The 25311-nt window shown below is 66.1% G+C and carries 35 protein-coding genes; 9 read left to right on the forward strand and 26 right to left on the reverse strand.

Annotation, left to right across the window (positions count from 1 at the left end):
- Positions 1-50: 50 nt before the first annotated feature.
- Both nifD and nifH read right to left on the reverse strand, forming a co-directional pair.
- Positions 51-1505, reverse strand: a complete 1455-nt coding sequence (nifD, locus tag NMQ14_RS00610) for a nitrogenase molybdenum-iron protein alpha chain (RefSeq protein WP_257092538.1) — start codon at positions 1503-1505, stop codon at positions 51-53.
- 116 nt (positions 1506-1621) lie between these two features.
- Positions 1622-2500, reverse strand: coding sequence for a nitrogenase iron protein (nifH, locus tag NMQ14_RS00615; RefSeq protein ID WP_069038340.1), 879 nt, complete (start codon positions 2498-2500; stop codon positions 1622-1624).
- A 410-nt stretch (positions 2501-2910) separates the two neighbouring features.
- Between nifH and NMQ14_RS00620 the strand changes: the two genes are divergently transcribed.
- The 3 genes from NMQ14_RS00620 to NMQ14_RS00630 are packed head-to-tail and all read left to right on the forward strand — an operon-like array spanning position 2911 to position 4425.
- On the forward strand, positions 2911-3378 hold the full coding sequence (locus tag NMQ14_RS00620) for a group II truncated hemoglobin (RefSeq protein ID WP_257092540.1): 468 nt from the start codon (positions 2911-2913) through the stop codon (positions 3376-3378).
- Complete coding sequence (locus NMQ14_RS00625) at positions 3359-3952, forward strand: hypothetical protein (protein WP_069038339.1); 594 nt, start codon at positions 3359-3361, stop codon at positions 3950-3952. Before NMQ14_RS00620 ends, NMQ14_RS00625 begins: the two co-directional genes overlap by 20 nt.
- 41 nt (positions 3953-3993) lie before the next feature.
- Positions 3994-4425 carry an ArsC/Spx/MgsR family protein gene (locus NMQ14_RS00630; RefSeq protein WP_257092543.1) on the forward strand — a complete coding sequence of 144 codons (432 nt, stop codon included), beginning with the start codon at positions 3994-3996 and terminating at the stop codon, positions 4423-4425.
- A gap of 310 nt (positions 4426-4735) precedes the next feature.
- On the opposite strand, the gene NMQ14_RS00635 is transcribed toward NMQ14_RS00630, so the two are convergent.
- Complete coding sequence (locus NMQ14_RS00635) at positions 4736-4903, reverse strand: hypothetical protein (RefSeq protein ID WP_257092545.1); 168 nt, start codon at positions 4901-4903, stop codon at positions 4736-4738.
- A gap of 43 nt (positions 4904-4946) precedes the next feature.
- Between NMQ14_RS00635 and NMQ14_RS00640 the strand changes: the two genes are divergently transcribed.
- Complete coding sequence (locus NMQ14_RS00640; RefSeq protein WP_257092547.1) at positions 4947-5222, forward strand: DUF6156 family protein; 276 nt, start codon at positions 4947-4949, stop codon at positions 5220-5222.
- A 140-nt stretch (positions 5223-5362) separates the two neighbouring features.
- Here the strand turns inward: NMQ14_RS00640 and NMQ14_RS00645 are convergent, their stop codons facing one another.
- The 17 genes from NMQ14_RS00645 to NMQ14_RS00725 form a co-directional block, all read right to left on the reverse strand.
- Complete coding sequence (locus NMQ14_RS00645; RefSeq protein ID WP_257092549.1) at positions 5363-5734, reverse strand: hypothetical protein; 372 nt, start codon at positions 5732-5734, stop codon at positions 5363-5365.
- A 3-nt stretch (positions 5735-5737) separates the two neighbouring features.
- Positions 5738-5971 (reverse strand): hypothetical protein, encoded by a 234-nt coding sequence (locus NMQ14_RS00650; RefSeq protein WP_257080241.1) that lies wholly within the window; start codon positions 5969-5971, stop codon positions 5738-5740.
- Positions 5972-6003: 32 nt separating this feature from the next.
- Positions 6004-6300 (reverse strand): (2Fe-2S)-binding protein, encoded by a 297-nt coding sequence (locus NMQ14_RS00655; protein WP_257092551.1) that lies wholly within the window; start codon positions 6298-6300, stop codon positions 6004-6006.
- A 35-nt stretch (positions 6301-6335) separates the two neighbouring features.
- Complete coding sequence (locus tag NMQ14_RS00660; protein ID WP_257092553.1) at positions 6336-7178, reverse strand: SIR2 family protein; 843 nt, start codon at positions 7176-7178, stop codon at positions 6336-6338.
- Positions 7179-7205: 27 nt separating this feature from the next.
- Positions 7206-8354, reverse strand: coding sequence for a DegT/DnrJ/EryC1/StrS aminotransferase family protein (locus tag NMQ14_RS00665; protein ID WP_257092555.1), 1149 nt, complete (start codon positions 8352-8354; stop codon positions 7206-7208).
- A gap of 14 nt (positions 8355-8368) precedes the next feature.
- The gene (locus tag NMQ14_RS00670; RefSeq protein WP_257092557.1) at positions 8369-8632 is read right to left on the reverse strand and encodes a hypothetical protein; all 264 of its coding nucleotides are present in this window, start codon (positions 8630-8632) and stop codon (positions 8369-8371) included.
- Position 8633: 1 nt separating this feature from the next.
- Positions 8634-8849, reverse strand: a complete 216-nt coding sequence (nifT, locus tag NMQ14_RS00675) for a putative nitrogen fixation protein NifT (RefSeq protein WP_069038332.1) — start codon at positions 8847-8849, stop codon at positions 8634-8636.
- A gap of 32 nt (positions 8850-8881) precedes the next feature.
- Positions 8882-10033 carry a cysteine desulfurase family protein gene (locus NMQ14_RS00680; protein ID WP_257092559.1) on the reverse strand — a complete coding sequence of 384 codons (1152 nt, stop codon included), beginning with the start codon at positions 10031-10033 and terminating at the stop codon, positions 8882-8884.
- Entirely contained in the window at positions 10030-10398 is a 369-nt protein-coding gene (locus NMQ14_RS00685; RefSeq protein WP_257092561.1) for a hypothetical protein, read from the reverse strand. Before NMQ14_RS00685 ends, NMQ14_RS00680 begins: the two co-directional genes overlap by 4 nt.
- 18 nt (positions 10399-10416) lie before the next feature.
- Positions 10417-10686, reverse strand: a complete 270-nt coding sequence (locus tag NMQ14_RS00690; RefSeq protein ID WP_257092563.1) for a nitrogen fixation protein NifZ — start codon at positions 10684-10686, stop codon at positions 10417-10419.
- Positions 10679-11032 carry a nitrogen fixation protein NifZ gene (locus tag NMQ14_RS00695; RefSeq protein WP_257080249.1) on the reverse strand — a complete coding sequence of 118 codons (354 nt, stop codon included), beginning with the start codon at positions 11030-11032 and terminating at the stop codon, positions 10679-10681. The genes NMQ14_RS00690 and NMQ14_RS00695 overlap by 8 nt, the downstream gene beginning before the upstream one ends.
- Positions 11025-11822, reverse strand: coding sequence for a 4Fe4S-binding leucine-rich repeat protein (locus tag NMQ14_RS00700; protein ID WP_257092565.1), 798 nt, complete (start codon positions 11820-11822; stop codon positions 11025-11027). The genes NMQ14_RS00695 and NMQ14_RS00700 overlap by 8 nt, the downstream gene beginning before the upstream one ends.
- Positions 11822-12382 carry a M48 family metallopeptidase gene (locus NMQ14_RS00705; protein ID WP_257092567.1) on the reverse strand — a complete coding sequence of 187 codons (561 nt, stop codon included), beginning with the start codon at positions 12380-12382 and terminating at the stop codon, positions 11822-11824. Before NMQ14_RS00705 ends, NMQ14_RS00700 begins: the two co-directional genes overlap by 1 nt.
- A gap of 10 nt (positions 12383-12392) precedes the next feature.
- Entirely contained in the window at positions 12393-12815 is a 423-nt protein-coding gene (locus NMQ14_RS00710; protein ID WP_257080252.1) for an iron-sulfur cluster assembly accessory protein, read from the reverse strand.
- Positions 12816-12825: 10 nt separating this feature from the next.
- Positions 12826-13026, reverse strand: a complete 201-nt coding sequence (locus NMQ14_RS00715; RefSeq protein ID WP_069038324.1) for a YfhL family 4Fe-4S dicluster ferredoxin — start codon at positions 13024-13026, stop codon at positions 12826-12828.
- A gap of 58 nt (positions 13027-13084) precedes the next feature.
- Positions 13085-14659: a nitrogenase cofactor biosynthesis protein NifB gene (gene nifB, locus NMQ14_RS00720; protein WP_257080253.1), complete on the reverse strand. Its 1575-nt coding sequence runs from the start codon at positions 14657-14659 to the stop codon at positions 13085-13087.
- 203 nt (positions 14660-14862) lie between these two features.
- Positions 14863-16440, reverse strand: coding sequence for an FAD-dependent oxidoreductase (locus NMQ14_RS00725; RefSeq protein WP_257092573.1), 1578 nt, complete (start codon positions 16438-16440; stop codon positions 14863-14865).
- Between the two features lie 219 nt (positions 16441-16659).
- Here NMQ14_RS00725 and NMQ14_RS00730 point away from each other — a divergent pair, with 219 nt between their 5' ends.
- From NMQ14_RS00730 to NMQ14_RS00740, 3 genes are read left to right on the forward strand one after another with little or no spacing between them, the layout of a single operon-like run.
- The gene (locus NMQ14_RS00730) at positions 16660-18171 is read left to right on the forward strand and encodes a YdiU family protein (protein ID WP_257092575.1); all 1512 of its coding nucleotides are present in this window, start codon (positions 16660-16662) and stop codon (positions 18169-18171) included.
- A gap of 31 nt (positions 18172-18202) precedes the next feature.
- On the forward strand, positions 18203-18637 hold the full coding sequence (locus NMQ14_RS00735; RefSeq protein ID WP_257080256.1) for an Ohr family peroxiredoxin: 435 nt from the start codon (positions 18203-18205) through the stop codon (positions 18635-18637).
- 16 nt (positions 18638-18653) lie between these two features.
- Positions 18654-18896, forward strand: a complete 243-nt coding sequence (locus NMQ14_RS00740) for a hypothetical protein (RefSeq protein WP_257092576.1) — start codon at positions 18654-18656, stop codon at positions 18894-18896.
- A gap of 106 nt (positions 18897-19002) precedes the next feature.
- On the opposite strand, the gene fdx is transcribed toward NMQ14_RS00740, so the two are convergent.
- Genes fdx through NMQ14_RS00770 form a run of 6 tightly spaced genes read right to left on the reverse strand, consistent with a single transcriptional unit; the run spans position 19003 to position 23650 of the window.
- On the reverse strand, positions 19003-19335 hold the full coding sequence (fdx, locus tag NMQ14_RS00745; protein WP_257080258.1) for an ISC system 2Fe-2S type ferredoxin: 333 nt from the start codon (positions 19333-19335) through the stop codon (positions 19003-19005).
- On the reverse strand, positions 19332-21206 hold the full coding sequence (gene hscA / locus NMQ14_RS00750; protein ID WP_257092578.1) for a Fe-S protein assembly chaperone HscA: 1875 nt from the start codon (positions 21204-21206) through the stop codon (positions 19332-19334). Before hscA ends, fdx begins: the two co-directional genes overlap by 4 nt.
- Positions 21207-21250: 44 nt before the next feature.
- Positions 21251-21574 carry an iron-sulfur cluster assembly protein IscA gene (gene iscA / locus NMQ14_RS00755; protein ID WP_257092580.1) on the reverse strand — a complete coding sequence of 108 codons (324 nt, stop codon included), beginning with the start codon at positions 21572-21574 and terminating at the stop codon, positions 21251-21253.
- 13 nt (positions 21575-21587) lie between these two features.
- A complete protein-coding gene (gene erpA / locus NMQ14_RS00760) occupies positions 21588-21965 on the reverse strand; it encodes an iron-sulfur cluster insertion protein ErpA (RefSeq protein WP_257092582.1) in 378 nt (125 codons plus the stop codon).
- Between the two features lie 11 nt (positions 21966-21976).
- Complete coding sequence (gene iscU / locus NMQ14_RS00765) at positions 21977-22384, reverse strand: Fe-S cluster assembly scaffold IscU (RefSeq protein WP_257080262.1); 408 nt, start codon at positions 22382-22384, stop codon at positions 21977-21979.
- Between the two features lie 57 nt (positions 22385-22441).
- Positions 22442-23650: an IscS subfamily cysteine desulfurase gene (locus tag NMQ14_RS00770; RefSeq protein WP_257080263.1), complete on the reverse strand. Its 1209-nt coding sequence runs from the start codon at positions 23648-23650 to the stop codon at positions 22442-22444.
- Between the two features lie 332 nt (positions 23651-23982).
- Here NMQ14_RS00770 and rsxA point away from each other — a divergent pair, with 332 nt between their 5' ends.
- Together rsxA and NMQ14_RS00780 are read left to right on the forward strand one after the other, a co-directional pair.
- Complete coding sequence (gene rsxA, locus NMQ14_RS00775; protein WP_257092584.1) at positions 23983-24573, forward strand: electron transport complex subunit RsxA; 591 nt, start codon at positions 23983-23985, stop codon at positions 24571-24573.
- 199 nt (positions 24574-24772) lie between these two features.
- Positions 24773-25309: an RnfABCDGE type electron transport complex subunit B gene (locus tag NMQ14_RS00780; protein ID WP_257092586.1), complete on the forward strand. Its 537-nt coding sequence runs from the start codon at positions 24773-24775 to the stop codon at positions 25307-25309.
- Positions 25310-25311: the final 2 nt, after the last annotated feature.

The following is a 25311-nucleotide window of genomic DNA, read 5'->3' on the forward strand; positions in this document are numbered from 1 at the left end:
CGTGGTGGGTTTCGGTGCCCTCAACCCACCCTACGTTTCACTGCAGATGCTTACTTCTTCCAGGGCGTCTTCGACAGGCCCCAGATGGGCGAGCTGATCGCCATGTCCATGTCGCGGGCGAAGATGGCAAAGCCGTCATAGCCGTGATACGGACCCGAGTAGTCCCAGCTGTGCATCTGGCGGAACGGCACGCCCATCTTCTGGAACACGTACTTTTCCTTGATGCCCGAGCCGACCAGGTCAGGCTTGACCTTCTCGACGAACTTCTCGAATTCGTGACCGGTGACGTCGTCGTAGATCAGCGTGCCGTCCTTCACGTAATGCGTGGTGCGCTGGTAGTCGTCGTTGTGGCCGAACTCGTAGCCGGTGCCGACAACTTCCATGCCGAGGTCTTCGTAAGCGCCGATGACGTGACGCGGGCGCAGGCCGCCGACAAACAGCATCACCTTCTTGCCCTCGAGACGCGGACGGTACTTGTCGATGACGGCCTGCATCAGCGGCTTGTACTTGGCGATCACCTTCTCCGCATTGGCTTTGATCGTGTCGTCGAAGTGAGAGGCGATCTCGCGCAGCGACTCCTCGATCTTGGTCGGGCCGAAGAAGTTGTACTCGACCCAGGGCACTCCGTACTTCTCTTCCATGTGCCGGCTGATGTAGTTCATCGAGCGGTAGCAGTGCAGCACGTTGAGCTTGGCCTTCGGGGTGTTCTCCAGCTCGGCGATGGTGCCGTCGCCCGACCACTGGGCGATCACGCGCAGACCCATCTCTTCGAGCAGGATGCGGCTCGACCAGGCGTCGCCGCCGATGTTGTAGTCGCCGATGATGGCCACGTCGTACGGCGTCGACACGAAGTCGGGGCGCTTGTCTTCGGTCTTGTCGAACACCCAGTCACGGATCGCGTCATTGGCGATGTGGTGACCGAGCGACTGGCTCACGCCGCGGAAGCCCTCGCAGCGCACCGGCACGATCGTGTGGCCGTCGTACTGCTTCGATTTCTTCTTGGATACCGCTTCGATGTCGTCGCCGATCAGACCGATCGGGCATTCCGACTGCACGGTGATGCCCTTGTTCAGCGGGAACAGGTCCTGGATTTCATCCATGATGACTTCCAGCTTCTTGTCGCCGCCGAAGACGATGTCCTTCTCCTGGAAATCGGAGGTGAATTGCATCGTCACGAAGGTGTCCACACCGGTCACGCCGATGTAGTAATTGCGTCGCGCCGCCCACGAATACTGGCCACAGCCGACCGGGCCGTGCGAAATGTGGATCATGTCCTTGATCGGACCCCACACCACGCCCTTGGAACCCGCGTAGGCGCAGCCGCGGATCGTCATCACGCCGGGCAGCGACTTGATGTTCGACTTGACGCCGCAGTCGGGCTTGCCTTCCTCGTGAACATTGAGGTGCTTGGCCCGCTTCTTGGCGGTCTTTTCCGGGTAGGCCTTCAGCACCTCTTCGATGAGAGCTGCGTTCTGGGCCTTCTTTTCGTCAATCGTCATGCTCATTTGAGTACTCCTGTACGTATCGAGAGCGGAGGGAGGAGAACCGTGGGGTCGCCGGCGGAGGCCGGGAGCCTGCGGGCTTTGCGACCCGCGGCTCCCGACCCTCGACTCTCGGTTTCTCAGGCGACTTCGGTTGCCTTCTTGCCGACCTGCGACTCGTCGATCTGCTTCATGATGCCGTGCTCCATCAGCAGGTCTTCGAGCTGGTCCATCGTGATCGGCGTCGGGATCGTGCCGTTGCCGGCGTTGGCGTGGATCTTCTCGGCCAGCGTGCGGTACTCGCCCGCCTGCTTCGAATCCGGTGCGTACTCGAGCACCGTCATGCGACGCAGTTCGGCGTGCTGCACGATGTTGTCGCGCGGTACGAAGTGGATCAGGCGCGATCCGAGCATCTTGGCCAGTGATTCGGCCAGTTCCAGTTCCTTGTCGGTCTGGCGCTCGTTGCACACCAGGCCGCCGAGGCGCACGCCGCCCGAATTGGCGTACTTCAGAATGCCCTTGGAAATGTTGTTGGCCGCGTACATGGCCATCATTTCGCCCGACATCACGATGTAGATTTCCTGCGCCTTGTTTTCGCGGATGGGCATGGCGAAGCCGCCGCACACCACGTCGCCCAGCACGTCGTAGCTGACGTAGTCGACGCCGTCATAGGCACCGTTTTCCTCGAGGAAGTTGATCGAGGTGATGACACCACGGCCGGCGCAGCCGACGCCGGGTTCCGGGCCGCCGGACTCGACGCAGCGGATGTCCTTGTAGCCGATCTTCATGACGTCCTCGAGCTCGAGGTCTTCCACCGAGCCGGCTTCAGCGGCCAGCGACAGGATGGTGTCCTGTGCCTTGGCGTGCAGGATCAGGCGGGTCGAGTCAGCCTTGGGGTCGCAGCCGACGATGAGGATCTTCTGGCCCAGATCCGACAGCGCGGCCAGTGTGTTTTGCGAGGTCGTCGATTTGCCGATCCCACCCTTGCCATAAAAGGCGATTTGCCGAAGTTTTGCCATTTCGATGTCACTCCTGAGTCGATGAACAGTTGGATGCCGCCGACCGTGTGGTCCTTGGCGCTTACCGTGCCACCGGATGCAGCCCCTCGTGCCTTTATTGGTCTTCGTGGTTGCCACTGCGGCGAGTCATGGTCGGTGCAAGGTCACTTCAGCAACTGCCGTGCCACTCGCGTTCAACATCGCCAGAAGCCATCCCGGACGCCAGTTTTCAACGCAAACGCGGCATCTGACGGGCCGACGGACGGATGTGACAAACGCGACATTCATCGCAGCGCTGTGCGGAATGGCCGGGTCGGCGCACGGTCTGTCGCGAATGGCGCAAACGGCCTGCAGGCGGGCGTTGGCCATCCCGGACAGCGAGCGGGTACGGGGCTTGCTGTATGCCTGCATCAACACGCGTACCCGATGCCATGGAAACCCGCCCGCCTGCAGACAAGCCTGTTGTCCCCTCCGTCAGTTCAGCTTCTGCCGGCGGCAATCCCCACTTCGAGCGCATCGGTGGCGAAGCAGCGATCGAACGTCTGGTCGAGCGCTTCTATCACCATATGAGTACGCAGCCGGCGGCGGCCGGCATTCGCGCGATGCACCCGGCCGACCTGCGGTCGGTGCGCCAGATACTGGTGAACTATCTGGTCGAGTGGACCGGCGGTCCGCAGCGCTATTCGACCGAGCGCGGCCATCCGCGGCTGCGCCGCAAACACCTGGCATTTCCGATCGGCACCGCCGAACGGGATGCGTGGATGGACTGCATGCGACGGGCGCTGCAGGAAGTCGTAGACGATGCCGCGTTGCGGCAGCAACTCGAGCAGGCTTTTTTCAAGACCGCGGATTTCATCCGCAATGATCAGGGGAACCACCATGAGCATCACCATAGCTAGCTCCGCATTTGCCACGCTGGAAAACGAGAAGCGGATGCTCAACGCCGTCTTCAAGGGTCCGACCCACAAGGCGGATCGTGTCGGCTTCCGCGGCGACATCGCGCTGAAGTTCGCGCAGCAGTTCGCCGACGAGGCGCGCCCGCCCGAAATCAGCATGGACCAGGTGATTGCCGCCGCTCACGAGGGCGAGCAGCAGATTCCCTTTCTGACCGGTTTCCTGCTGTCGTTCGAATACCTGAAGCTGCTGGCCGACGTGCTCGGCGAGGCGCTGTCGCCGACCGGCAAGTACTTCCTGTTCTGCGACAACATCGACCTGTCGAAGAAGTATCAGGTGCAGTATGGCGGCGCGACCTTCTACATTCTGCCGATCGACGAAGCCACGGTGTACAACGAACTGCTCGAACTGCTGTATCTGGAAAAGACCGAACTGAAGAAGTTCGACACCGCCGGCAAGGTGGATGCCGTGGCCGACGCCGCACTCAAATTCACCGGCAAGTTCCCGGAAATCACCTTCGAGGAAGGCCTGAAGCTGATGGGCCCGATCCGCAACCTGTACGAGAACCGTCCGGTATGACGCGGTTGCGCCCGGCGGCAGCGCCGGGTGCATGCGAAGCCATGAGTCACGTCGTCTTCTTCGAGAAACCCGGCTGCGGCGGAAATGCAAAGCAGAAGCAGTGGTTGCTCGACGCCGGCCATACGCTCGACGTGCGCAGCCTGCTGGCCGAGCCTTGGACGGCCGATGCCCTGCTCGCATGGCTCGCTCCGCTGCCTGTCGCCGACTGGTTCAACCGCGCCGCCCCGCGCGTGAAGTCGGGCGAAATCGTGCCGGAAGAAGTTGGTCGCGAAGCGGCGCTTGCGCTGCTGCTGGCCGAACCGCTGCTGATCCGCCGGCCACTGCTGCAGGTCGGCGACGAACGCCGGGTCGGCTTCGACCCGGCCGCGATCGACACCTGGATCGGTCTCGACACTCACGCGGCGCAGCGCTCCCGCGCGCAGTCGGAAGGCTGCGCGGCCGGCATGAACGAAGGCGGTTGTGCAGCACCGTGATCGGGGCGGTGCGAGCGGAGCAAGCCGGTTCGACCACCGATGTTGGGCATCGCTGCGCTCCCCCCAACCTACGAACGGGTGCCTGCCGTGTGGGTTGGGCCTCGCTGCGCTCCCCCCAACCTACGAACGGGTGCATGCCGTGTGTGTTGGGCATCGCTGCGCTCACCCCAACCTACAAACTGCAGATCGGCGCATTCCGTAGGTTGGGGTGAGCGCAGCGATGCCCAACACACACGGCATGCACCCGTTCGTAGGTTGGGGTGAGCGCAGCGATGCCCAACAATTTCCTCTCAAAAGAAGTAATGCCCGCTCAGTCCGGCGTCATGTCAGGCTGCAGTATCACCTCGTCCGGCAGCCCGTTGTCGTTGTGCTGCACGTCGATGCCGCCCAGCGGCGAATACCCTTCGTCGCCCTCGATCAGTACAGCCGCATCCGGCGGCAACGTGCGCAGTTTCTCCATCAGTTGTCCGACATTCATTGCGGGCACTTCCTTCTCCTCACGACCATCTTGAGCTCGCGACATGAATGCAACGATCAGCCGGCAGCGCAACTTCCTGACCTATCGCGGTGTGAAGCTGCCGCTGCAGTTCGCCGAAGAACTGGCAGCCGACGCGCTGAGCAACCGCAACACCTATTTCGTCGCGTCCTACGATGACGCCGGGCGCATGTTGCGTTGCGAGAAGCGGGTTTACGGCGAAGTCGAAATGAGCCATGTGTATGCCTATGGCGACGATGGGAGGCTGGTGAGCGCCTGCATCACCATCGGTGACGATGAACCGCAGTGGATGCATTTTTGACGTTCGGATTGTTGGGCATCGCTGCGCTCACCCCAACCTACGGTTCGGGACGGGTACAGGGGGGCCCTGCCGGGTACCGTGCATCGTAGGTTGGGGTGAGCGCAGCGATGCCCAACACCCGGCCTGCGCCCGACGTGCAGTCAATCGGCGCACGCGGTGAACGCGAACAGTGCAGGCTGCTCTTCGCGGTACACCCGCAACCACATCAGCGTGGCCGGGGCGAGCGAACTGACGGCGAACCACAGCGTGCCGTCCTGATCGGGCGCGCCTTCCAGCACCCGACGTGTGACGTCCCAGCCATCCCAGCCCAGTTCGGGCATCCGGCTGCGCGCCTCGGCGGGCAGCCCGTGCAGGCAGTCGGCGATGACTTTCAAACGCCCGCACAGCGCACTGCGGGTCAGGCGCGAACGTTCGAAGTCCTCGCGTGCGAGCCCTTCGCCAAGGATGAGAACGTCGCTGCAGGCCTCTTCGAGGATGGCCAGCGATGCCGCACCGAACAAGGTATCGGCCAAGGCTCAGGCGCCGATGCGGTTCTCGAAGTTCAACGCTTCCACCTTGCCGACGGCGCCGCACTTCACGCAGCGCCAGGCAGCCGAAAAGGCCTGGCCGGTACAGGCATCGTCGTAGGTCTGGCGGCAGCCGACCTGGCCGCACTCGCAGCGAAAGGTCTGGCCGTTGCACTTGCCGTTCAGGCCGGTGCGGTTGCCCAGGCAAAGGCCTCGTTCGGCCTTGATGAGGTCATAGCTCATGGTGTTCTTCCTGTAATCGGTTTTCGAGAGGTTCAGACGAAGCTGAGGATTTCCACCGTCACGTTCTCTTCGCCCATCTGGGCCTGACAGGCCAGGCGCGACTTGGAACTGACGCCGACGATCTCGTCGAGCTTCGCGTTTTCGGCACGCTGGATCTTCGACAGGCTCTTGCGTCCTTCATTGATGGCGACGTGGCATTCGCCGCATTTCGCTTCACCGTCGCACTTGCTGACCAGCTTTTCGCCGGCGGCCAGGATGGCGGCCAGCAGCGTTGTGCCGGCGGCAACTTCACTGGTGCGTCCGGACGGCATGATGGTGAGGGTGGCCATGGTGTGCTTCTCCTTTTCTGTGAGGGGGTGGGAAATCAGGCCGCTTCGCTGAGCGGTGCCATGCGGGCCGCAAATTCAGCCAGCGACATGTCGATGCGGGTGATGTTCTGTTCGGCCAGGAACTTCGCTTCCATGCGCGTCGGCTCCTCGGACAGCAGCGCCCAGTGCGTGTCGCTCGAACGCTTCATGATCTGACGTGCGAAGGTGCGCGTGAGCTGGTCGTTGAAGCGGCAGCCGATGAACAGGAAGTGGCGGCCGGTGCGCAGCGCCTGGATCTCGGCCGGGATCGGTGTCTGGATGTCGATCTCCGTCAGCACCTCGACATAGTCGGAGTCCGACACCAGATAGTTGCCGGCCGGGTTGCTGCTGCCGATCGGCTTGTACAGGACGGTCTGCCAGTCCGGCGTGCGGTCGGGCAGCGGATTGCCGTCGCTGTCGTACCAGCCGGTCCAGGTGCCGAAGTGTTCGGACTGCGACAGACCCTGCACCTCGCCCCACTTGACGCCGGCCGCCTGCAGCGCCGCCGCCATCGCTTCGTCGTACCAGGTGTCGACGATCAGCGGTACGCCGAGCGAAGCCAGCCAGCTGTGCATGGCCGAGTAGTGCGGCGCCGCGGCGAATGCGGTATTCATCTGGTCGACCAGCGTCTTGCGGTGCTTGAAGTTTTCGATGAACTGCGCCGCCTGGGTCAGCCGGCCACGGATCTTGTGTGGCACCGACACCTTCGCCGTGAGTAGCGCAACCAGTGCTTCGGGCGAGCCCGGCACGGCGTAGTCGGGCACCAGCGACAGCACGTGCTGGCCCAGGTAGGGCACGATGCGGCCTGCGCGCAGGCCTTGTTCGAGTTCGGCGGGCAGATCGGTGAGAGTGCGGGTCATGATGGGTCCTTGAGCGATGCGTCGGGTTCAGTAGATGGCGGCGCCGGCGCCGACATTGGTCGCCGCGTCCTTCAGCGTTTTCACCACGAAGCGCACTTCGTCCTCTTCGATGAAGCCGTGGAAGGGCAGCGCCAGCGAGCGGTCGCCGATGCGGTCGGTGTTCTTGAGCTGGCCGCGTTTGTAGCCGTACTGCTGGTAGTGGAACTGGTGGTGCAGCGGCCGGCAGTAGGCGGCCACCTCGATCGCTTCGGTGTCGAGGTCCTCGACCAGCTGCGCGCGCGCGCTCAGCGTGAAGCGCTTGCCCAGGTGCACGACGTAGAGCATCCAGTGCACCTCGTCGACGTCCTGCGCCAGATAGGGCGGCTTGATGCCTTCGAAGGTCTGCATCTGCTGGTGGTACCAGACCTCGACCTGCTTGCGACGGGCGTGGATTTCATCGATGCGTTCGGCCTGCGCGATGCCGATGGCGGCGGCGATGTCGCTCATGTTGGCGGCCAGCGGCACGCGGCTGCCGACCGACACCGAGTTGCGGTCGGCCAGCGCATGCGAGCGCAGGTAGCGCAGTTCGCTGGCGAGCTTCGCATCGTCGGTCAGCACCATGCCGCCTTCGCCGCAGTTCAGCGCCAGCGGCTGCGAAAAGTCGAAGATGGACATGTCGCCGAAGGTGCCGACCAGCTGGCCCATGTAGCGCGAGCCGATGGCCTCGGTCGAATCCTCGATCAGCGCGATGGCGTGCCGGTCGGCCAGTGCGCGCAGTTCGGCCCACGCAGCCGGATGACCATTGCAGTTGTTGGCCAGGATGGCGCGCGTGCGCGGCGTGATGGCGTCGGCAACGGCCTGCGGCGCAACGGCACCGGACCAGTAGTCGATGTCGGCCAGTACCGGCGTCGCGCCCGCATGCACGATGGCGTTGGCCACGTGGTGCCAGCTGTAGGCACTGGCGATCACCTCGTCGCCGGGGCCGATGCCGAGCGCGCGCAGCGCCAGCCACGCGCCCATCATGCCGCTCGACACCGCTACCGCGTACTTGCGCGCGTGCAGGTCGGCAAACACCGATTCGAACGCCTCGACCATCGGACCGCCCGACAGCCGGCCCGAGCCCATGACCTGCGCCACCAGCTGCGCTTCGCGCGCGCCGAGGTCGGCAATCGAAAGTGGAATCCAGTCGCTGTCCATGCGCGTCTCCGGCGTCAGGGGTTCTGCGTCAGCACGATGCCGTCGGCGACCAGCGGGTCGCTGGTCACCGACCAGCAATGGCCGTCCGTGTGCATCAGGAAGAGGTCGCGGTTGCCGATGTGCAGCGCCGGCGTTTCGCCACGCATGTCGAAGGCATCCACGGTCGAGGCGCGGATGCCGGGAATTACCCGGCGCACGCCGTCGACCGCCTCGCGCAGGCTGGCGGCGGCAAGCGTGATGCGCGCCACCTGCGTCAGTTGCTCGGCGTCGAGTCCCATGTCAGTCGCGCCCCCCGGTGAGCCGGGCCTCGACGGTAATCGGCAGCCGCGTGTCGGCCGCCATCTCCGGCAGATCCAGCGTCCAGCCATTGGCCAGCGTGATCTGGCCGCCCCACATGTCGGGCCGTTCCATCTGCACGATCGGCTCTTCGAGGTCCTTCTTCGGCACGTAGAGCGACAGTTCTCCCTTGCTGCTCTTGCGGATCATCACTTTCATTGCCGGCTCCGTTCAGGATGGTTCATCGATGGTCAGTGGGTGGTCGCGGCAGCGGCGGCCGACGGCTGTTGCGGTGCGAGCGAGGACAGCGCCTGGACGACGCGGGCGATCTGCTCTGCGTCGTTGCCACGGCCGAGCGACAGCCGCACGGCGCCGAGCGCATCGGCGGCCGGTACGCCCATCGCGCGCAGCACATGTGAAGCTTCGCTGCCTCCGGACGAACAGGCCGCGCCGGAAGAGGCGAAGATGCCCTGTCGCTCCAGACAGTCGAGTACGCGGTCGGCCGACAGACCGGCGATGGCCAGCATTAGCGTGTTCGGCAGCCGAGGGGATGCGGCGCCGAACACGGTCAGACCGGTCAGCGTTTCGCGCAGGGCGGCTTCGAGCGTGTCGCGCAGCGCGCCCAGGCGCAGCCCGTCCGGCTGCATCGTTGCGCGGGCTACCCGTGCCGCCACCGCGAAGCCGGCAATGCCCGGCATGTTTTCGGTGCCGCCGCGCCGGCCGCGTTCCTGCTGGCCGGACAGCAGCGGCGGCCAGCTCAGTCCCTTGCGCACGATGAGCGCGCCGCAGCCCTTCGGGCCGCCGAACTTGTGTGCCGACATCGACATCAGGTCGGCACCCCAGCCGGCGAAGTCGAGCGGCAGCTTGCCGGCCATCTGTGTGGCATCGACATGGAAAGGCACGCCGGCGGCGCGCGCCTGCGCGGCGATGTCGGCCACCGGCTGCAGCACGCCGGTTTCATTGTTTGCGGCCATCACCGACAGCAGTGCGGCCGGCTCGGCCAGCGCTGTCGCCAGCGCGTCCGGCTGCAGGCGACCCTGGCCATCCACCGGCAGCAGTTCGACTGCGATGCCGACTTCACGCAGCCGCTGCGCGGCCTTCATGAAGCCGCTGTGCTCGGTCGCCGACAGCAGCACGCGCGGTGCCGCGCCGGCACGGGCTAGTGCCCCGCTGAGCGCGTGATGATTGGCTTCGGTGGCGCCGCTGGTGAACACCACCTCGACCGGCTGCGCACCGGCCAGCGCGGCCACTTCGGCGCGTGCCTGCGCCAGTGCGCCGCGCGCCTGCTGACCGAATCCATGCTTCGACGAAGGGTTGCCCCAGCCGCTGCGCAGGCAGTCGGTCACCGCTTCGATCACTTCGGGCAGCGGCGGCGTGGTGGCGTTGTGGTCGAGATAGATCATGGCCAGAACACCCGTTGCGGGTCCTCGCACAGCACGTCGAGCAGGGTGTCCAGCCGGACGCCCTTCGAGTGCCTGACCCAGCTCGCGCTGGCATGGTCGCGCCGGCTCAGCGTCCAGCCGCCGCCCGTGCGTTGCAGCAGCGCGATGTCGATGACGCCGCCGTCCGGATCGACATTGCGCGAACAGCACGGACTGGTGACCACCCAGCCGTCGTCCGAAGCCTGCACGTCGGGCCGCACGTAGCGGTAGCGCTCGCGCCGCTCCAGTGCGCGCAGCACGCGCCGGCGCAGCAGTTCGCTCTCCGCGACCACGGCGTGCGTTGCGTGCTGCGGCTGCCGGGCGGGCGGGCGGGTGCGCGGGTTCATGGGGTGGACGCGCGGCGGTCAGACCGGCGCGATTTCCTCTTCGAGCACGCCGACCACACAGGGTCGCGGCTTGGCGTCGGCGCCCACCGGGCCGTCGGCGAATTCGACCATGTAGACCGGCAGGTTGGCTTCTTCGTGATGCCCGATCTGCACGATTTCGCCGGTCGAACCTTCGGCCACCAGCAGGGCGTCGAGCGGCACCTCCGGGTGCGAGCCATCGTTGAACAGATCGGTCAGCGCCGTGACGCGCTGGCCCCATTCGAATTTCGGTTCGCGCAGTTCAAACACGTTCGTCTCCCGCCTTGATGGCCGCCAGTTGCGTGACACGATCGCCGAGTATCTCGATCACGTGGGGCGGCAGGTTGTCGAGCGATACCAGTTCGCGACCGCGCATGCCGACGCGATGGCCGGTGCCGAGGAACTCGACCGCATAGATGTAGTACTGCTGCAGGAAGGTGCCGATCGACGTGACGAATCCGACGTCGCCCTTCTTGGCCAGCACCTCGCCGATGTCCTTGCCGCAGTACGTTCCATCGTTGCGGATGGTGAAGCGGCTGACCACCTTTTCGCCGTACTGGAAGATCGGATCGGCGGTCAGTTCGACCGTGTCGCTGTCGCGGCTGATGTCACTCATGCTGTGCTCCCGTCTGCTGGTCCAGTGTCTTCAGACGCGCGAGCGCTTCTTCGCGCACCTCCACCTCCTCGTCGCCGTGCGCCATCAGGCGCGCCAGGTCGCGGCCGGCGCGCTGCGCCACTTCCCAGCGCACTTCCCACGCCGGGTCGTGCGCCATGCGGTACAGCTGCGCCACCGGCAGCCGCGCCACCACCTCGCGCCGCACTGCGATCTCGCGGTCGTCGCACATGCGCAGCAGCGCCGGCATGCCGACCCGCTTGACCGCTTCGAGCCGCACCTCCCACTCACGGTCATCGAGCATCCGCGGGACCAGCGCTTCGGGCAACCGGCGCGCCACCAGCTTGCGCACGTAGTAGTCGTCGTCACTGGCCATCGCCAGCAATTCACGTCCTTCCAGGCGCATCGCCACGCGGATGCGCACTTCGCGGTGCGGATCGCTGCGCAGGCGCACCGCCTGTGCCAGCGGCAGTCGTACGGCCACCGACAGGCGCACCGTTTCGTCCTCGTCGTCGATCAGCGGCTGCAGGCGGAACACGTCGGCCTGCCGGCAGGCGATAGCGCGCACTTCGAAATACGGGTGTGCCAGGTAGTCGTTGCTGACCTGCGGATTCCAGCGGAAGAAGCGATCGATGCGCTTGGCGTAGCGGTCCTGCACGCAGGCGTGGCCGCGCTCGCAGCGGATCAGTTCGCTGCGCGTGCCGCAGGTCGTACAGTCGAGCGGTACGCCGTGCCAGTCGACCGGCGGAATGTCGTCCTCGACGCCGACCGGGTCCGTAGGTCCGGTGATCATCACGCCTCCACCCGGCTTGCCTTGGTCACGTCCGGGCAATCTTCGTAGCCGATGTCGTCGCGTCCCATACGGGCGAGCACGTCATCGAGCACGCGGTGACCGACCCGGTTTGCCGGATCCATTTCGGCCAGTCGGGCGAGTGCGGTGCGACCGGTGTCGAGGTCGCCCAGGCGCAGGCTCAGATAGGCAAAACCCTTCAGCGAAAACAGATAGAAGCGCGGCAGCGGCTCGAGTGCGCCGAAGCGCGCGTCCGCGCCCACCTGCCGCCAGTCGGACGGCAGCCCGAGCGCGGCCGACGCCATCGCGAGTGCGCGCAGCGAAACGGCAAGTGCCTCGTCCAGCCGGTTGCCGTAGAAGTGGAAGCGGTACAGCGCGATCAGCGTGGCCGGATGCTGCGGCGCCAGTGCGTGGGCCTGATCAAGCAGCGCGAGCGCTTCCTCGACCTGGCCCCGGATGAGGCCGGCACGACCGATCAGGCGCTCGGCTTCGGCGGGCAGGCCGCCGCCGAGCACCGCCAGATCGAAGTCGGCGATGTCATCCGTTTGCCTCTCCGACCACATCGCAGTGCCCTCAGCCGCGCCGGATCGCGTCGATGCCGACCGACACGACGCCGGGCATCGCGTGGCTGTCGCCATGACCGCTGGCGTGGCTGTGCGTCGCCTGCGCACCGGTCGAACTGCTGCTGCACGCGCACGGGGCCTGATTCGGGTTGATGAAGGTGAGGCCGCTCTTGGTCGGCGTATCCGAGAAATCTATCGTCACGCCTTCGAGCAGCAGGCGCGATTCGGCCGGCAGAAAGAGGCGCACGCCGGAGGTCTCGACCAGCGCATCGCCCGCCTGCAGCTGGGCCTCGACGGTGAATTCCGAATTGAAGCCGGAGCAGCCGCCCGCGCTGACCTGCAGGCGGAAGCCGGCGCCTTCGGGCTCGCCGGAGAAGCGCACCATGCGCGACATGAACTTTGCTGCTGCGGGTGTCAGGGTTACGTTTGTCATGGGTCTTTCCTTACGCTGCAAGGGGAAGAATGCAATGGTCGACCGGACACACCGCCACACATTGCGGTGTGTCGTAGTCGCCTTCGCATTCGGTGCATTTATCGGGGTCGATGATGAAGATGTTCTTTTTTTCGCTGATGGCTTCGTTCGGACATTCCGGCTCGCAGGCCGAACAGCCGGTACAGAGGTCGGCGATGATCTTGAGCGACATGGTGATCTCCCTTCGGAAGTGACCGCGGCACGCTGCCGCGGTCGCGTGGGTCATCGGGTCATGCTGCGGCCGTGAAGGCGCCCTGGCGGATCGATGCGTCGCCGCGCGCCACATGCACCGTCTCGCCGCGTGCGACCCGCCCGGTGTAGTCGGCAAACCACGACAACGCGGCCTTTTCGATGAATTCATCGACGTAGTTGTCGACCGGCTCGATGCCGGCGGTCTTCAGTTCGTCGCGCGGGCAGGCGCCGATCTTCGACACCAGCACGGCGTGGCAGTCGTTGATCGCGGTGACGATGGACGGCAGCTTTTCGTCTTCGCCGTAGCCGCCCTGGCAGAACAGGTCCACCCGGCGGTGACCGACGAACAGCGCCTCGCCGGCCGACACTTCGAAGATCTGGAATTCGTCGGCGTGACCGAAGTGCTGGTTCACCCGGCCGCCACCGGTGGTGGCCACCGCGACCAGCACCTTGATGCCGTCGGCGGCGCCGGCGTCCTGCGTCGCGGCGAGCGCCTCGACCTTGGCGGCGTGCTGCGCCTGGCGTTCGGCCTCGACGCGGTCCTGGTATGAACGGCGACGATCCAGGTCGTACACCACTTCCATCTCTTCGATCTTGTCGAGCGTGAATTCCTCGCTGCGGTCCTCACCGAGCAGGCCGACCGCGTCGGCGCGACACTGCCGGCAGTGCCGCATCAGGTTGGCGCCGCCCATGCACGCGTCCTGCACCGCCTTCAGTTCCTGCGCCGTCGGGCCGCGCTGGCCGGTCAGGCCGAACACCGTGCCGTGCTCGGCTTCGGAGATCAGCGGCATGATGTTGTGCAGGAAGGCGCCGCGTTTCTTCACCTCGCGGTTCACCTCGATCAGGTGTTCGTCGTTGATGCCGGGGATCAGCACCGAATTGATCTTGGTCAGTACGCCGCGCGCGGTCAGCATTTCCAGCCCGAGCATCTGCTGCTGGTGCAGGATGGTCGCCGCCTCGACGCCGGTGACGCGGCGGTGGTCCCAGAAGATCCACGGATAGATCTTGGCGCCCACTTCGGGATCGACCATGTTGATCGTGATGGTCACGTGGTCGATGTTGTACTTGCAGATTTCATCGACCAGACCGGGCAGCGCAAGGCCGTTGGTGGACAGGCACAGCTTGATGTCCGGCGCCTGTTCCTGAAGCATGCGGAAGGTTTCGAAGGTCTTCTTCGGGCTGGCCAGCGAATCGCCCGGGCCGGCGATGCCGAGCACCGTCATCTGCGGGATTTCGCTGGCGACCGCGACCACCTTCTTCACCGCCTGTTCCGGCGTCAGTTTCTGCGACACGACGCCCGGGCGCGATTCGTTCGAACAGTCGTACTTGCGGTTGCAGTAGTTGCACTGGATGTTGCAGGCCGGCGCCACTGCAACGTGCATGCGGGCGTAGTGGTGATGCGCTTCTTCCGAATAACAGGGGTGATTCTTGACCTTGTTCCAGACGTCGGCCGGCATGTCGTCCGGACCGTCGGACGTGCCGCAACTGGCCTTGCCCTCGCCGCCGGAGGTACCGCAGCCGGCGTGGGCGGGCGCCTCGACCGGCTCGGCCAGCGCATTGCGGTTGGATTTCAGGGCATCCAGACTGACGTAACTCGCTGCTGCACTTTGCATGACGAACTCCTTGTTCTGCTGACGCGCCAATGGGCAATCAGGGCGATCCGGGCGAATGGGGCTGGCAAGGTTCGTTTAGCCATTTCCGTGCCACCGACGTTTTTCCTTTTCATTCAATTGCTTGGGCTGCCGGACCCGGCGTGGCCGGAACCTTACGCTTGCGACAAAACCCACACTTGCGCGGTGCGGGTGCGACACGCCCGTCAATGCAGCGCCCTGGGGGTGTCTGCCTTGTCGAGCAGCAGCGCATTGACCGACTGCGCGAAGGCGCGCCAGGCCAGTGCGAGATCGCGCCGGATTTCATGCCGGTAACGGGCCGATGGCTGGGCCTCGTCCGGGAAGTTCGAGAGCGCACAGGAGGTGCCGTTGTGCTTCAGCGCTTCGCCCAGCAATGCGTCGCTGAGGCCGGAGAAGGGCGCCAGCACGGCGGGTGTCAGGGCGGAGCGGCCCTGTTCGACGGCCACGCCACGCGTGTCGAAGGACAAGGTGGCGAGTTCGGCCAGTGCGTCGGCATACAGCTGGTCGATCACGTCGAGCAGCACGTTGCGCGTCAGGTCCGCACTCTGCTGCGCCGCCAGCGCGCGTGCGATGCTTTGCCGGTACAGCGGGGCGCACAGCCTGCGCTGCCCGGCCACCCAGTCGGTGAAGTGGCGCACGCTGCCTTCGTTGGCCGGTGACAGCAGCGCGTGCGAGGTCGCCGCGCGCGCCAGCAGGCGGTTGGCGATGCGCGTCGCGGCGTCGAGTGCGCCTTCCAGATAACCCGCGCCGCGCGCCGCGGTTTCGCTGCCACCGAGCAGCAATCGACCCTCCCAGAGGTCGGCGGCCAGCGCCTCGCAACCGTCCTCCGGGTGCTGGCTCGGGGCGGCCGCGTCGCGCGCGCTGCAGGTAAGCGGTTCGTTCGCCCAGTCGCGCAGGTGCAGTTCGCCCTCGTCGGCCGGCGGGCCGAACAGCTGCGCCAGCTGACTGCGCACCAGCAGTTCCAGCGAAGCGGCGTAGGTCTTGCGCTGCGCCGGCGACAGTGCGACGAAACCGCCGAGCGCCGCGGCGTCGCTGCGCGCGTCACAGGCGTCGAAGATCTCAGCCAGCACCGCCTGCGGATGCGACACGAAGGCATTGCCCGACAGGCCGGCATCGCGCCAGAACGCATGGCGGTAGCGCATCGCGGCCTTGGCCTGGGCGGACATCCAGGTCGGTGTGTCCTGCAGCGCCTGCATCAGCGGCGCGTCGAGCACGGGTTCGAAGGCGATGTGCTCGGCCACCAGCCGCGGCGGCATCGCCAGCACCACGTGTCGCGCAGCAATGACGAAATCCTCCTGCGGGCTGCGGCAGTGCGCTTCGACGAAGTCGCCGCGGTCGACCAGTCGCAGCAGCCTGCAGCCGGTGCGCAGGCGGTCCGGCGCAAGCCCCTGCACCAGCGCGGAGACAATGGCGCCCATGCCGCCGGAGACGCGGTGCGCGCCGTTGTGCACGCCATCCTGGGCCAGCGCTTCCGGGCTCGAATCGGTGCTGGCCAGATGCAGGATGACGCCGCTGTCGTGCTGCGCATGGCCGTCCAGCCCGAGTTCGGCGAGCAGCTTCACCATGCGCGGCTGCGTCTGCGGCCAGTACCAGCCGGGTCCGAGATCGAGCGCTGCCGTGCCCGTCGCACCCGGCACGGTTTCGATGCGCCCGCCGGCGCGGTGCCGCGCATCGATCAGAAGAAAGTCGCGGCCGGCCGATTGCAGCCGGCCGGCGATGCTCAGGCCGCACAGTCCGGCGCCGACGATCAGGGTATCCAGCATGGTGCGGTCCTCCGGGTGGCAATCAGATGCATCGGGTTCAGCAAGCATCGTTCCACGGCGCCTTGTCGCGCCGCATGGCGGCGCTGCGGGGGCGACCGGCGGACGCGACGTCGGCTTTGTCGCGTTTGGCGCATCGCCACCGCGCAGTCGCAATGCAATCGTCCGCTTCCCCGGCGTGCGCGATTCTTGCTAGGTCACTGCGATGACAGCAGGCACGACATGAACGCACCCCTCACCCATCCGCCCGGTCTTGCACTGGAAGCGCTCGCCTTCGACAACCACTACGCACGGTTGCCGGCCGCCTTCCATACGCGGCTGCCACCGTCGCCGCTGCCGTCGCCGCATCCGGTCGTCGTCAGCGAGGACGCGGCGGCGCTGATCGGTCTCGACGTCGCGCAGACGATGCGGCCGGACTTCGTCGACGCCTTCGCCGGCAACGCGCTGCTGCGCGGCAGCGATCCGCTGGCGGCGGTCTATGGCGGGCACCAGTTCGGCAGCTGGTCGGGGCGCCTGGGCGACGGCCGCGCCCATCTGCTCGGTGGCGTGCGCACGCCGTCCGGAACGCTCGAATTGCAGCTCAAGGGCGCCGGGCCGACGCCGTACTCGCGCTTCGCCGACGGGCGTGCAGTGCTGCGTTCGTCGATCCGCGAATTCCTCTGTTCCGAGGCGATGGCCGCGCTCGGCATACCGACCACGCGTGCGCTGTGCGTCATCGGCTCGTCGCTGCCGGTGCAGCGTGAAACGATGGAAACGGCTGCGGTGGTGACGCGCATCGCGCCGACCTTCGTGCGCTTCGGCAGTTTCGAGTACTTCGCCGACAAGGACGATGTCGCCAGCCTGCGCACGCTGGCCGATCACGTGATCGACGATTTCCTGCCGCATCTGCGCGATGCGCCGAAGCCGTTCGAAGCGCTGCTGGCCGACGTCGCCCGCCGCACCGGCGAGCTGATCGCGCACTGGCAGGCGATCGGCTTCATGCATGGCGTGATGAACACCGACAACATGTCCATCCTCGGTCTGACGCTGGACTACGGCCCGTTCGGCTTCATGGAAGCCTTCGACGCCGGGCATATCTGCAATCACTCCGACACATACGGGCGCTACGCCTTCCGTGCGCAGCCGCGCATCGGCCTGTGGAACCTGTATGCGCTGGCCGACGCGCTGGGGCCGCTGATCGGCCATCCCGACGTCACGCGCGCGCTGGTCGACGATCACTACGCACCCGCCTTCGACGCGCACTTCGCGCAACGGATGCGGGCCCGCCTCGGGCTGGCGACGGTGCAGCCCGGCGATGCCGACTTCATCGGCACTACCCTCGGCATGCTGCAGCTGCAGCGCATCGATTACACGCTGTTCTTCCGCGCGCTCTCGGGCCTGCCCGGAGCGGCTCTGCGCGACGCGCGCGCCGTCATTGACGCGCCGCTGCGCGACCTGTTCGCCGACCGCGAGGCGTGCGACGCCTGGCTGCTCGGCTGGCGTGCGCGACTCGACCGCGAAGGCAGTCGCGATGAAGCGCGCAAGCCGGCGATGTGCGCGGTCAATCCGCGCTACGTGCTGCGCAACTGGATGGCCGAGGCGGCGATCCGCCGCGCGCGCGAGGGCGATTTCGGCGAAGTGCGCGCCGTGTTCGGCTGCCTGCGCCGGCCTTTCGACGACCAGCCGGACTGTGCCCGCTACGCCGCACCACCGCCGGACTGGGCGGCCGGCATGTCGGTCAGCTGTTCGAGCTGACACCTTTCTTCATCACTCACCGGGAACGGCCATGGACCTCATCTACAAAACCCGCGTCTTCAGCCAGGGCGGCCGCAACGGCCGCGTGCAGAGCGAAGACGGCACATTGAAGCTCGACCTCGCCGCGCCCGCCGAAATGGGCGGCAAGAAACCCGGCAGCAATCCGGAGCAGCTGTTCGCGGCCGCCTGGGCCGCCTGTTTCGAGAACTCGGTGCGGCACATCGTGCGCGCCGACCGGCTGCCGGTGAAGGGCTGCATGGTCGAAGCGGAAATATCGCTGTTCAAGAACTTCGAAGAGGCCTACCGGATGGCGATCCGCTTCACCACGGTGCTGCACGGCATCGACCAGCCGACCGCCGACTCGCTGGTCGAGCGCGCGCTGAAGGTGTGTCCGTACACGGATGCGACGAAGAACAATGTCACCGTCAGCGCGGTCGCGGTGCTCGAAGCACCGGCGACGGCATGAACCCGGGAGAAATGCGATGACCAGTGAAAACGGCTATTTCATCGACTGGAACGGCAAGGCGCGCAGCGTGCAGGACCCGGGCGGCGATTTCGTCATCGAGGTCGACCTGCCGTCGAAGTACGTCGCGCTGTACACCACCAAGGGCACGCTGATGCACGAGGCAACCTTCTACCGTACGCTGGACGACATCGCGAACAAGGGGCTCAAGGTCGAGCTGGTGCCCGGTTCGCATCCGTGGGGCATGCAGAAGGAGTGGTAGTCCGAAAAAAGTGCGCGGCGAAAGTGCCCGGAAGGCATTTCCGCCGCGCAACGAACATGCCCCGTCTCACCGTGCCCGGGTTACCGTGCCCGGTTTTCCGGGCGCATCACTCGCGCGCAAGATTGCGCGTGTGCATCGGCAGTTCTATCGTCAGGTCCGCCTGGCCGAGGCGCACGCAGCAGGCGAGTCGCGATGCGGCTTCCAGGCCCCAGGCATCATCGAGCTGATCCTCTTCGTCGTCGTCCGGGACATTGACCGACGACGCGCCCTGACGTACGTAGATGTGGCAAGTGGCGCAGGCCGCCACCTTTTCGCAGGCATGCTCGATCGCAATGTCGTGCGCCAGCAGCGCGTCGCACACGGTCGTGCCGGCCGTTGCTTCGAAGCTGGTGCCGGTCGGGCACAGCTGCGGGTGAGGCAGTACGGTGATCCGGCTCATGTCTGCAGCGCCGATATCCGCGTGCCTGACAGTGCGCGGCGGATGCCGGCATCCATGCGCAGCCCGGCAAAGTGGGTGGTGGCGGCATTGAGCGCTTCGCTGGCACGCTTGAGCCGCGGCAGGTCACCGCCGCTTTCCAGTTCGTCGGCCAGCGCGAACATCGCCGACTGCACGGCCACGAATTCGTCGTGCGTCAGCAGCGCATGGCCGTCCTCCGCCAGCGCAGCTTCGGTCGCATCGACCAGACGGCGGGCGTCGACCTGCGCCTCGCGCAGCATGCGCGCCGCCATGTCGACGTCGGCCTTGCCCCAGGCGTCGGTCAGCATGTCGGCGATCTGCGTGTCGCTCAGGCCGTAGGACGGCTTGATTTCGATGTGCGCCTCGGTGCCGCTGGTCTGCTCCCGGGCCGACACCGACAGCATGCCGTCGGCGTCGATCTGGAAGGTGACGCGGATGCGTGGCGCCCCGGCCACCATCGCCGGAATGCCGCGCAGTTCGAAGCGCGCCAGCGAACGGCAGTCGCTCACCAGTTCGCGTTCGCCCTGCACGACGTGGATCGCCATCGCGGTCTGGCCGTCCTTGTAGGTGGTGAATTCCTGCGCGCGTGCGGCCGGCAGTGTGGTGTTGCGCGGGATGACCTTCTCGACCAGACCGCCCATCGTTTCCAGACCGAGCGACAGCGGGCAGACATCGAGCAGCAGCCAGTCGCCGTCGCCGCCGGGGTTGTTGCCGGCGAGCACGTTGGCCTGCATGGCAGCGCCCAGCGCCACCACCTCGTCCGGATCGAGGTCGCTCAACGGCTCGCGGCCGAACAGCTTGCCGACCGCGTCGCGGACCTGCGGCATGCGGGTGGAGCCGCCGACCAGCACCACGCCGTCGACCTCGTCGGCGGCGATGCCCGCGTCGCGCAGTGCGCGCCGTACCGGCGCCATGCTGCGAGCCACCAGATCGGAGGTCAGGCTTTCGAACTGGTCGCGCGTCAGTTCGAAACTGAAGCTGCGTCCATCGTCCAGCTGGCCGGCAATTGTCGTTACCGGTGCACTCGACAGCGCCTCCTTGGCGCTCCGCGCCCGCGCCAGCATCATGCGCGTTTCGCCGGCGGAGGTCGCTGCGAGTGCCAGGTTCTGCCGCAGCCAGTCGGCGATGCGATGGTCGAAATCGTCGCCGCCGAGCGCGGCGTCGCCGGCGGTGGACAGCACTTCGAACATGCCCTGCGACAGCTTCAGGATCGAAATGTCGAAGGTGCCGCCGCCCAGATCGTAGATGGCGAATACGCCCTGCGCCGCGTTATCCAGCCCGTAGGCGATGGCGGCAGCCGTGGGTTCGTTGAGCAGGCGCAGCACATTGAGGCCGGCCAGGCGCGCCGCGTCCTTGGTGGCCTGACGCTGCGCGTCGTCGAAATAGGCCGGCACCGTGATGACGGCGCCGACCAGGTCGCCGCCCAGGCCTTCTTCGGCGCGCTGGCGCAGCGAACGCAGGATGTCGGCCGACACTTCGACCGGCGAGCGCACGCCGCTGCGGGTGGCCAGACTGAGCATGCCCGGTGTGTCCACCAGCGTGTAGGGCGTGTGCACCGACGCGTCGAGATCGGACAGCGTGCGTCCCATGAAACGTTTCACCGACACGATGGTGTTGCCCGGGTCGTCGACCTGCGCGGCCTGCGCGGCGTGGCCGACGACGATGTCGCTCTCGGCATAGCGCACCACCGACGGGAGCAGACGGCGCCCTTCGGCATCGGGCAGCACGCGCGACAGTCCACTCGCCACCGTGGCGACCAGCGAGTTGGTGGTGCCCAGATCGATGCCGACCGCCAGCCTGTGCTGGTGCGGTGCGGCGCTGAGGCCCGGTTCGGCAATCTGCAGCAAGGCCATGATGGGCTACTCCCGTTTCGGTGATGACGCCAGCGCTGCGGGCTTCAGACGCCGAAGCTTTCGCCGCAGCCGCAGGCCGCCTTGACGTTGGGATTGTTGAACTTGAAGCCTTCGTTCAGGCCTTCACGCACGAAGTCGAGTTCGGTGCCGTCGAGAAAGGGCAGGCTCTTCGGATCGACCAGCACGGTGACGCCATGGCTTTCGAAGCTCACGTCCTCCGCTTCGGCGGCGTCCGCGAATTCCAGCGCGTAGGCCAGCCCGGAACAGCCGCTGGTCTTCACCGCCAGCCGCAGGCCGACGCCCTGGCCGCGTTTGGCCAGACTTTTCTGCACATGCCGCGCCGCGGCTTCACTGATGGTGATGGTCATGGCCGGCCTCCGGTCACATCGAGAACGAACTGCCGCAGCCGCACGACGAGGTCGCGTTCGGGTTGCGGATGATGAAGCGCGATCCTTCGAGGCCGTCCTCGAAATCGATCTCGGCGCCCATCAGGTACTGCAGGCTCATCGAGTCGGCGAGCAGCGTGACGCCGGACTGCACGATGTGTGTGTCGTCCTCGTTCACCGTCTCTTCGAAGGCGAAGCCGTACTGGAAGCCGGAACAGCCGCCGCCGGTCACATAGACGCGCAGCTTCAGTGCCGGATTGCCCTCTTCGGCAATCATTTCGGCCACCTTGCTGGCAGCCGCTTCGCAGAAGGTGATCGGCGACAGGGCAGGCGCGCTCGCCAGGGCGACGGGGGTATCGGAAAGCGTGTTCATGACGGGTCCTTTCAGGCGGCTTCGACGGCCGTGTTGGCGGCGGTCTGCTTGGTGCGGTAATCGGCGACGGCGGCCTTGATCGCGTCTTCGGCCAGGATGGAGCAGTGGATCTTCACCGGCGGCAGCGCGAGCTCTTCGGCGATCTCGGTGTTCTTGATCGCCAGGGCCTCGTCCAGCGTTTTGCCCTTGACCCATTCGGTCACCAGTGACGACGAAGCGATGGCCGAGCCGCAGCCGTAGGTCTTGAACTTCGCGTCTTCGATGATGCCGTCCGCACCGACCTTGATCTGCAGCTTCATGACGTCGCCGCAGGCCGGCGCGCCGACCATTCCGGTACCGACGTCTTCGTCCTGGTTCGAGTAGCCGCCCACGTTGCGCGGGTTGTCGTAGTGGTCAAGCACCTTGTCGCTGTATGCCATGGTGGTTCTCCGCTGAAAGGGGTGAATGGGGTAAGTGAGGGGTGTTGCCTGCGCCGCTCAGTGACTGGCCCACTGAACCGTCGCCAGATCGATGCCTTCGTTGTGCATGTCCCACAGTGGCGACAGTTCGCGCAGCTTGTTCACCGCAGTGCTGACCTTCTCGATCACCGCATCGACCTCCTGCTGCGTCGTGAAGCGGCCGATCGAGAAGCGGATCGAGCTGTGCGCAAGTTCGTCGCTGCGGCCCATGGCGCGCAGTACGTAGGACGGTTCCAGACTGGCCGAGGTACAGGCCGAGCCGGACGATACGGCGACGTCCTTCATGCCCATCAGCAGCGATTCGCCTTCGACGAAGTTGAAGCTGAGGTTGAGGTTGTGCGGCACGCGCTGTTCGAGGTCGCCGTTGACGAACACCTGATCGAGCGCCATCAGCCCGTTCATCAGGCGATCGCGCAGCGAGCGGATGCGTTCGTTCTCGCTGCCCATGTTTTCGCGCGCCAGCCAGTAGGCTTCCCCCATGCCGACGATCTGGTGCGTCGCCAGCGTGCCGGAACGCATGCCGCGCTCGTGGCCGCCGCCGTGGATGATGGCGTCGATGCGCACGCGCGGCTTGCGGCTGACATAGAGCGCGCCGATGCCTTTCGGGCCGTAGGTCTTGTGGGCCGACAGCGACATCAGGTCGACCGGCAGCTCGTCCAGACTGAACGGCACCTTGCCGGTGGCCTGCGCGCCATCGACGTGGAACAGCACGCCCTTCTCGCGGCAGATGGCGCCCAGTGCGGCGATGTCCTGGATGACGCCGGTCTCGTTGTTCACGAACATGACCGAAGCGATCACCGTGTCCGGCCGCAGCGCAGCGCGGAACACGTCGAGGTCGAGCAGGCCGTTGTCCTGCACGTCGAGCACCGTCACGTCGCAGCCGGCGCGTTCGAGTTCGCGCACCGTGTCGAGCACCGACTTGTGTTCGGTCTTCACGGTCACGACATGCTTGCCGCGACCGGCGTGGAACTGCATCGCGCCCTTGATGGCCAGGTTGTTCGATTCCGTGGCGCCGGAGGTCCATACGATGGAGCGCGGATCGGCGCCGACCAGCGCGGCCACCTGTTCGCGGGCCAGTTCCACAGCTTCTTCCGCGGCCCAGCCGTAGGCATGCGAGCGGCTGGCTGGATTGCCGAAGTTGTCGAACAGCCAGGGCATCATCTTTCCGACCACCCGCGGATCGACGGGTGTGGTGGCGGCGTAGTCCAGATAGATCGGGCGGTTCATGTCGGACTCTCCTGCATGGAAGGGTTTGGCAGGGACTACGCAACTTGCGGGCCAGTTTGAAAACTTGAGGTGGATCAAAGACTTGCTTTTTTGTTCGTCGTGCGTGCCGCGACCGTCAGACAAGTCATGTCGAATTTGTAGGGTTGCCGACGCGCTGCAGCACGACATGCGCCGAGCCACCGGATCGGTTTCAGGATTGCGCGGCCGATGGCCGGAAATCGCGCCGGCACGGTCGTTGCGGCGGATTTGCCGAGTGGCGCTGGCAGCGGCGCGGCATGTCGGGGCGGGCATGGCACGCCACATGCATTGAGGCCTGCAACAAGGAGGTCGCAATGCGTGATGTCTTGCTTGCAGTAATCGGCATAGCGCTGGTCAATAACGTGGTGCTGGTCCGCTTCCTCGGCCTGTGCCCCTTCATGGGCGTGTCGAAGAAGATCGACAGTGCCTTCGGCATGGGGCTGGCGACCACCTTCGTCATGACACTGTCGGCGCTGGCCGCCTGGGTGCTCGAGCACGTGCTGCTGCGGCCGTTCGATCTGGGTTATCTGCGCATCCTGTCCTACATCGTCGTCATCGCCGCGGTCGTGCAGTTCGTCGAAATGGCGATGCGCAAATCCACGCCCGACCTGCACCGCGTGCTCGGCATCTACCTGCCGCTGATCACCACCAACTGCGCCGTGCTCGGCATCCCGCTGCTCAATGCGCAGTCGGCGCTCGGCGTCGGCATGAGCGTGCTGACCGGTTTCGCGTCGGGTGTCGGTTTCACATTGGTGATGGTGCTGTTCGCCGGGCTGCGCGAGCGGCTGCAACTGGCGCGCGTGCCCGACAGTTTCGAGGGCGCGCCGATCGCGTTTGTCACGGCCAGCCTGCTGGCGCTGGCTTTCATGGGTTTCACCGGGCTGGTCCCCGCAGGAGGAGTTTGATGGCCCCCACGCTCTCCTTGTTCGCGCTGGGCCAGCTTTGCACAGCCGGCCCGTTCGGCAGGCGCCGCGCATGCGCTGCGAAACCCCGGCCTCACCCCCGCCCCGGGGGCTGCGCTCGCCCTTGGGGCGGCCCGGCGTGCGGCGCGCGCCTCCGCTCTGCGGCTTCACGTTCGCGTTGCATCAAATGGGAGGTTGCGAAATGGAACAGATGATCACTGCAGTGATGAGCCTGGCCGCCATCGGCTCCGGTCTGGGCGTCGTGCTCGGCGTGGCGGCGCGCAAGTTCGCCGTGGAAGGCGACAGCCGCGTCGAAGAAATCGTGGCCATGCTGCCGGCCGCCAATTGCGGTCAATGCGGTTTCCCCGGATGCGAAGGTGCGGCGCAGGCCATCGTCGAGGGCGAGGCATCGCCGACCTGCTGCCCGCCCGGCGGCAAGGTGGTCGCTCTGGCGATCGCCGGGCATCTCGGCATCACGCTGGGCGACGACGACATGGAAGAGGCGCCGAAGATCGCGGTCATCGAGGACGCGATCTGCATCGGCTGCACCAAGTGCTATCGCCTGTGTCCGTCCGACGCCATCGTCGGCGCGATGAAGCAGTTGCACGGCGTGTTCGCCGAAGCGTGCACCGGCTGCAACCAGTGCGCCGAGAAGTGTCCGACCGGCGCCATCACGATGCAGGCACTGCCGGCCACGGCGGGCACCTGGGTGATGCCGAAGCCCGTGATGGCGGCCTGACG

The organism is Methyloversatilis sp. XJ19-13 (assembly GCF_024580155.1).
Lineage (GTDB): Bacteria > Pseudomonadota > Gammaproteobacteria > Burkholderiales > Rhodocyclaceae > Methyloversatilis.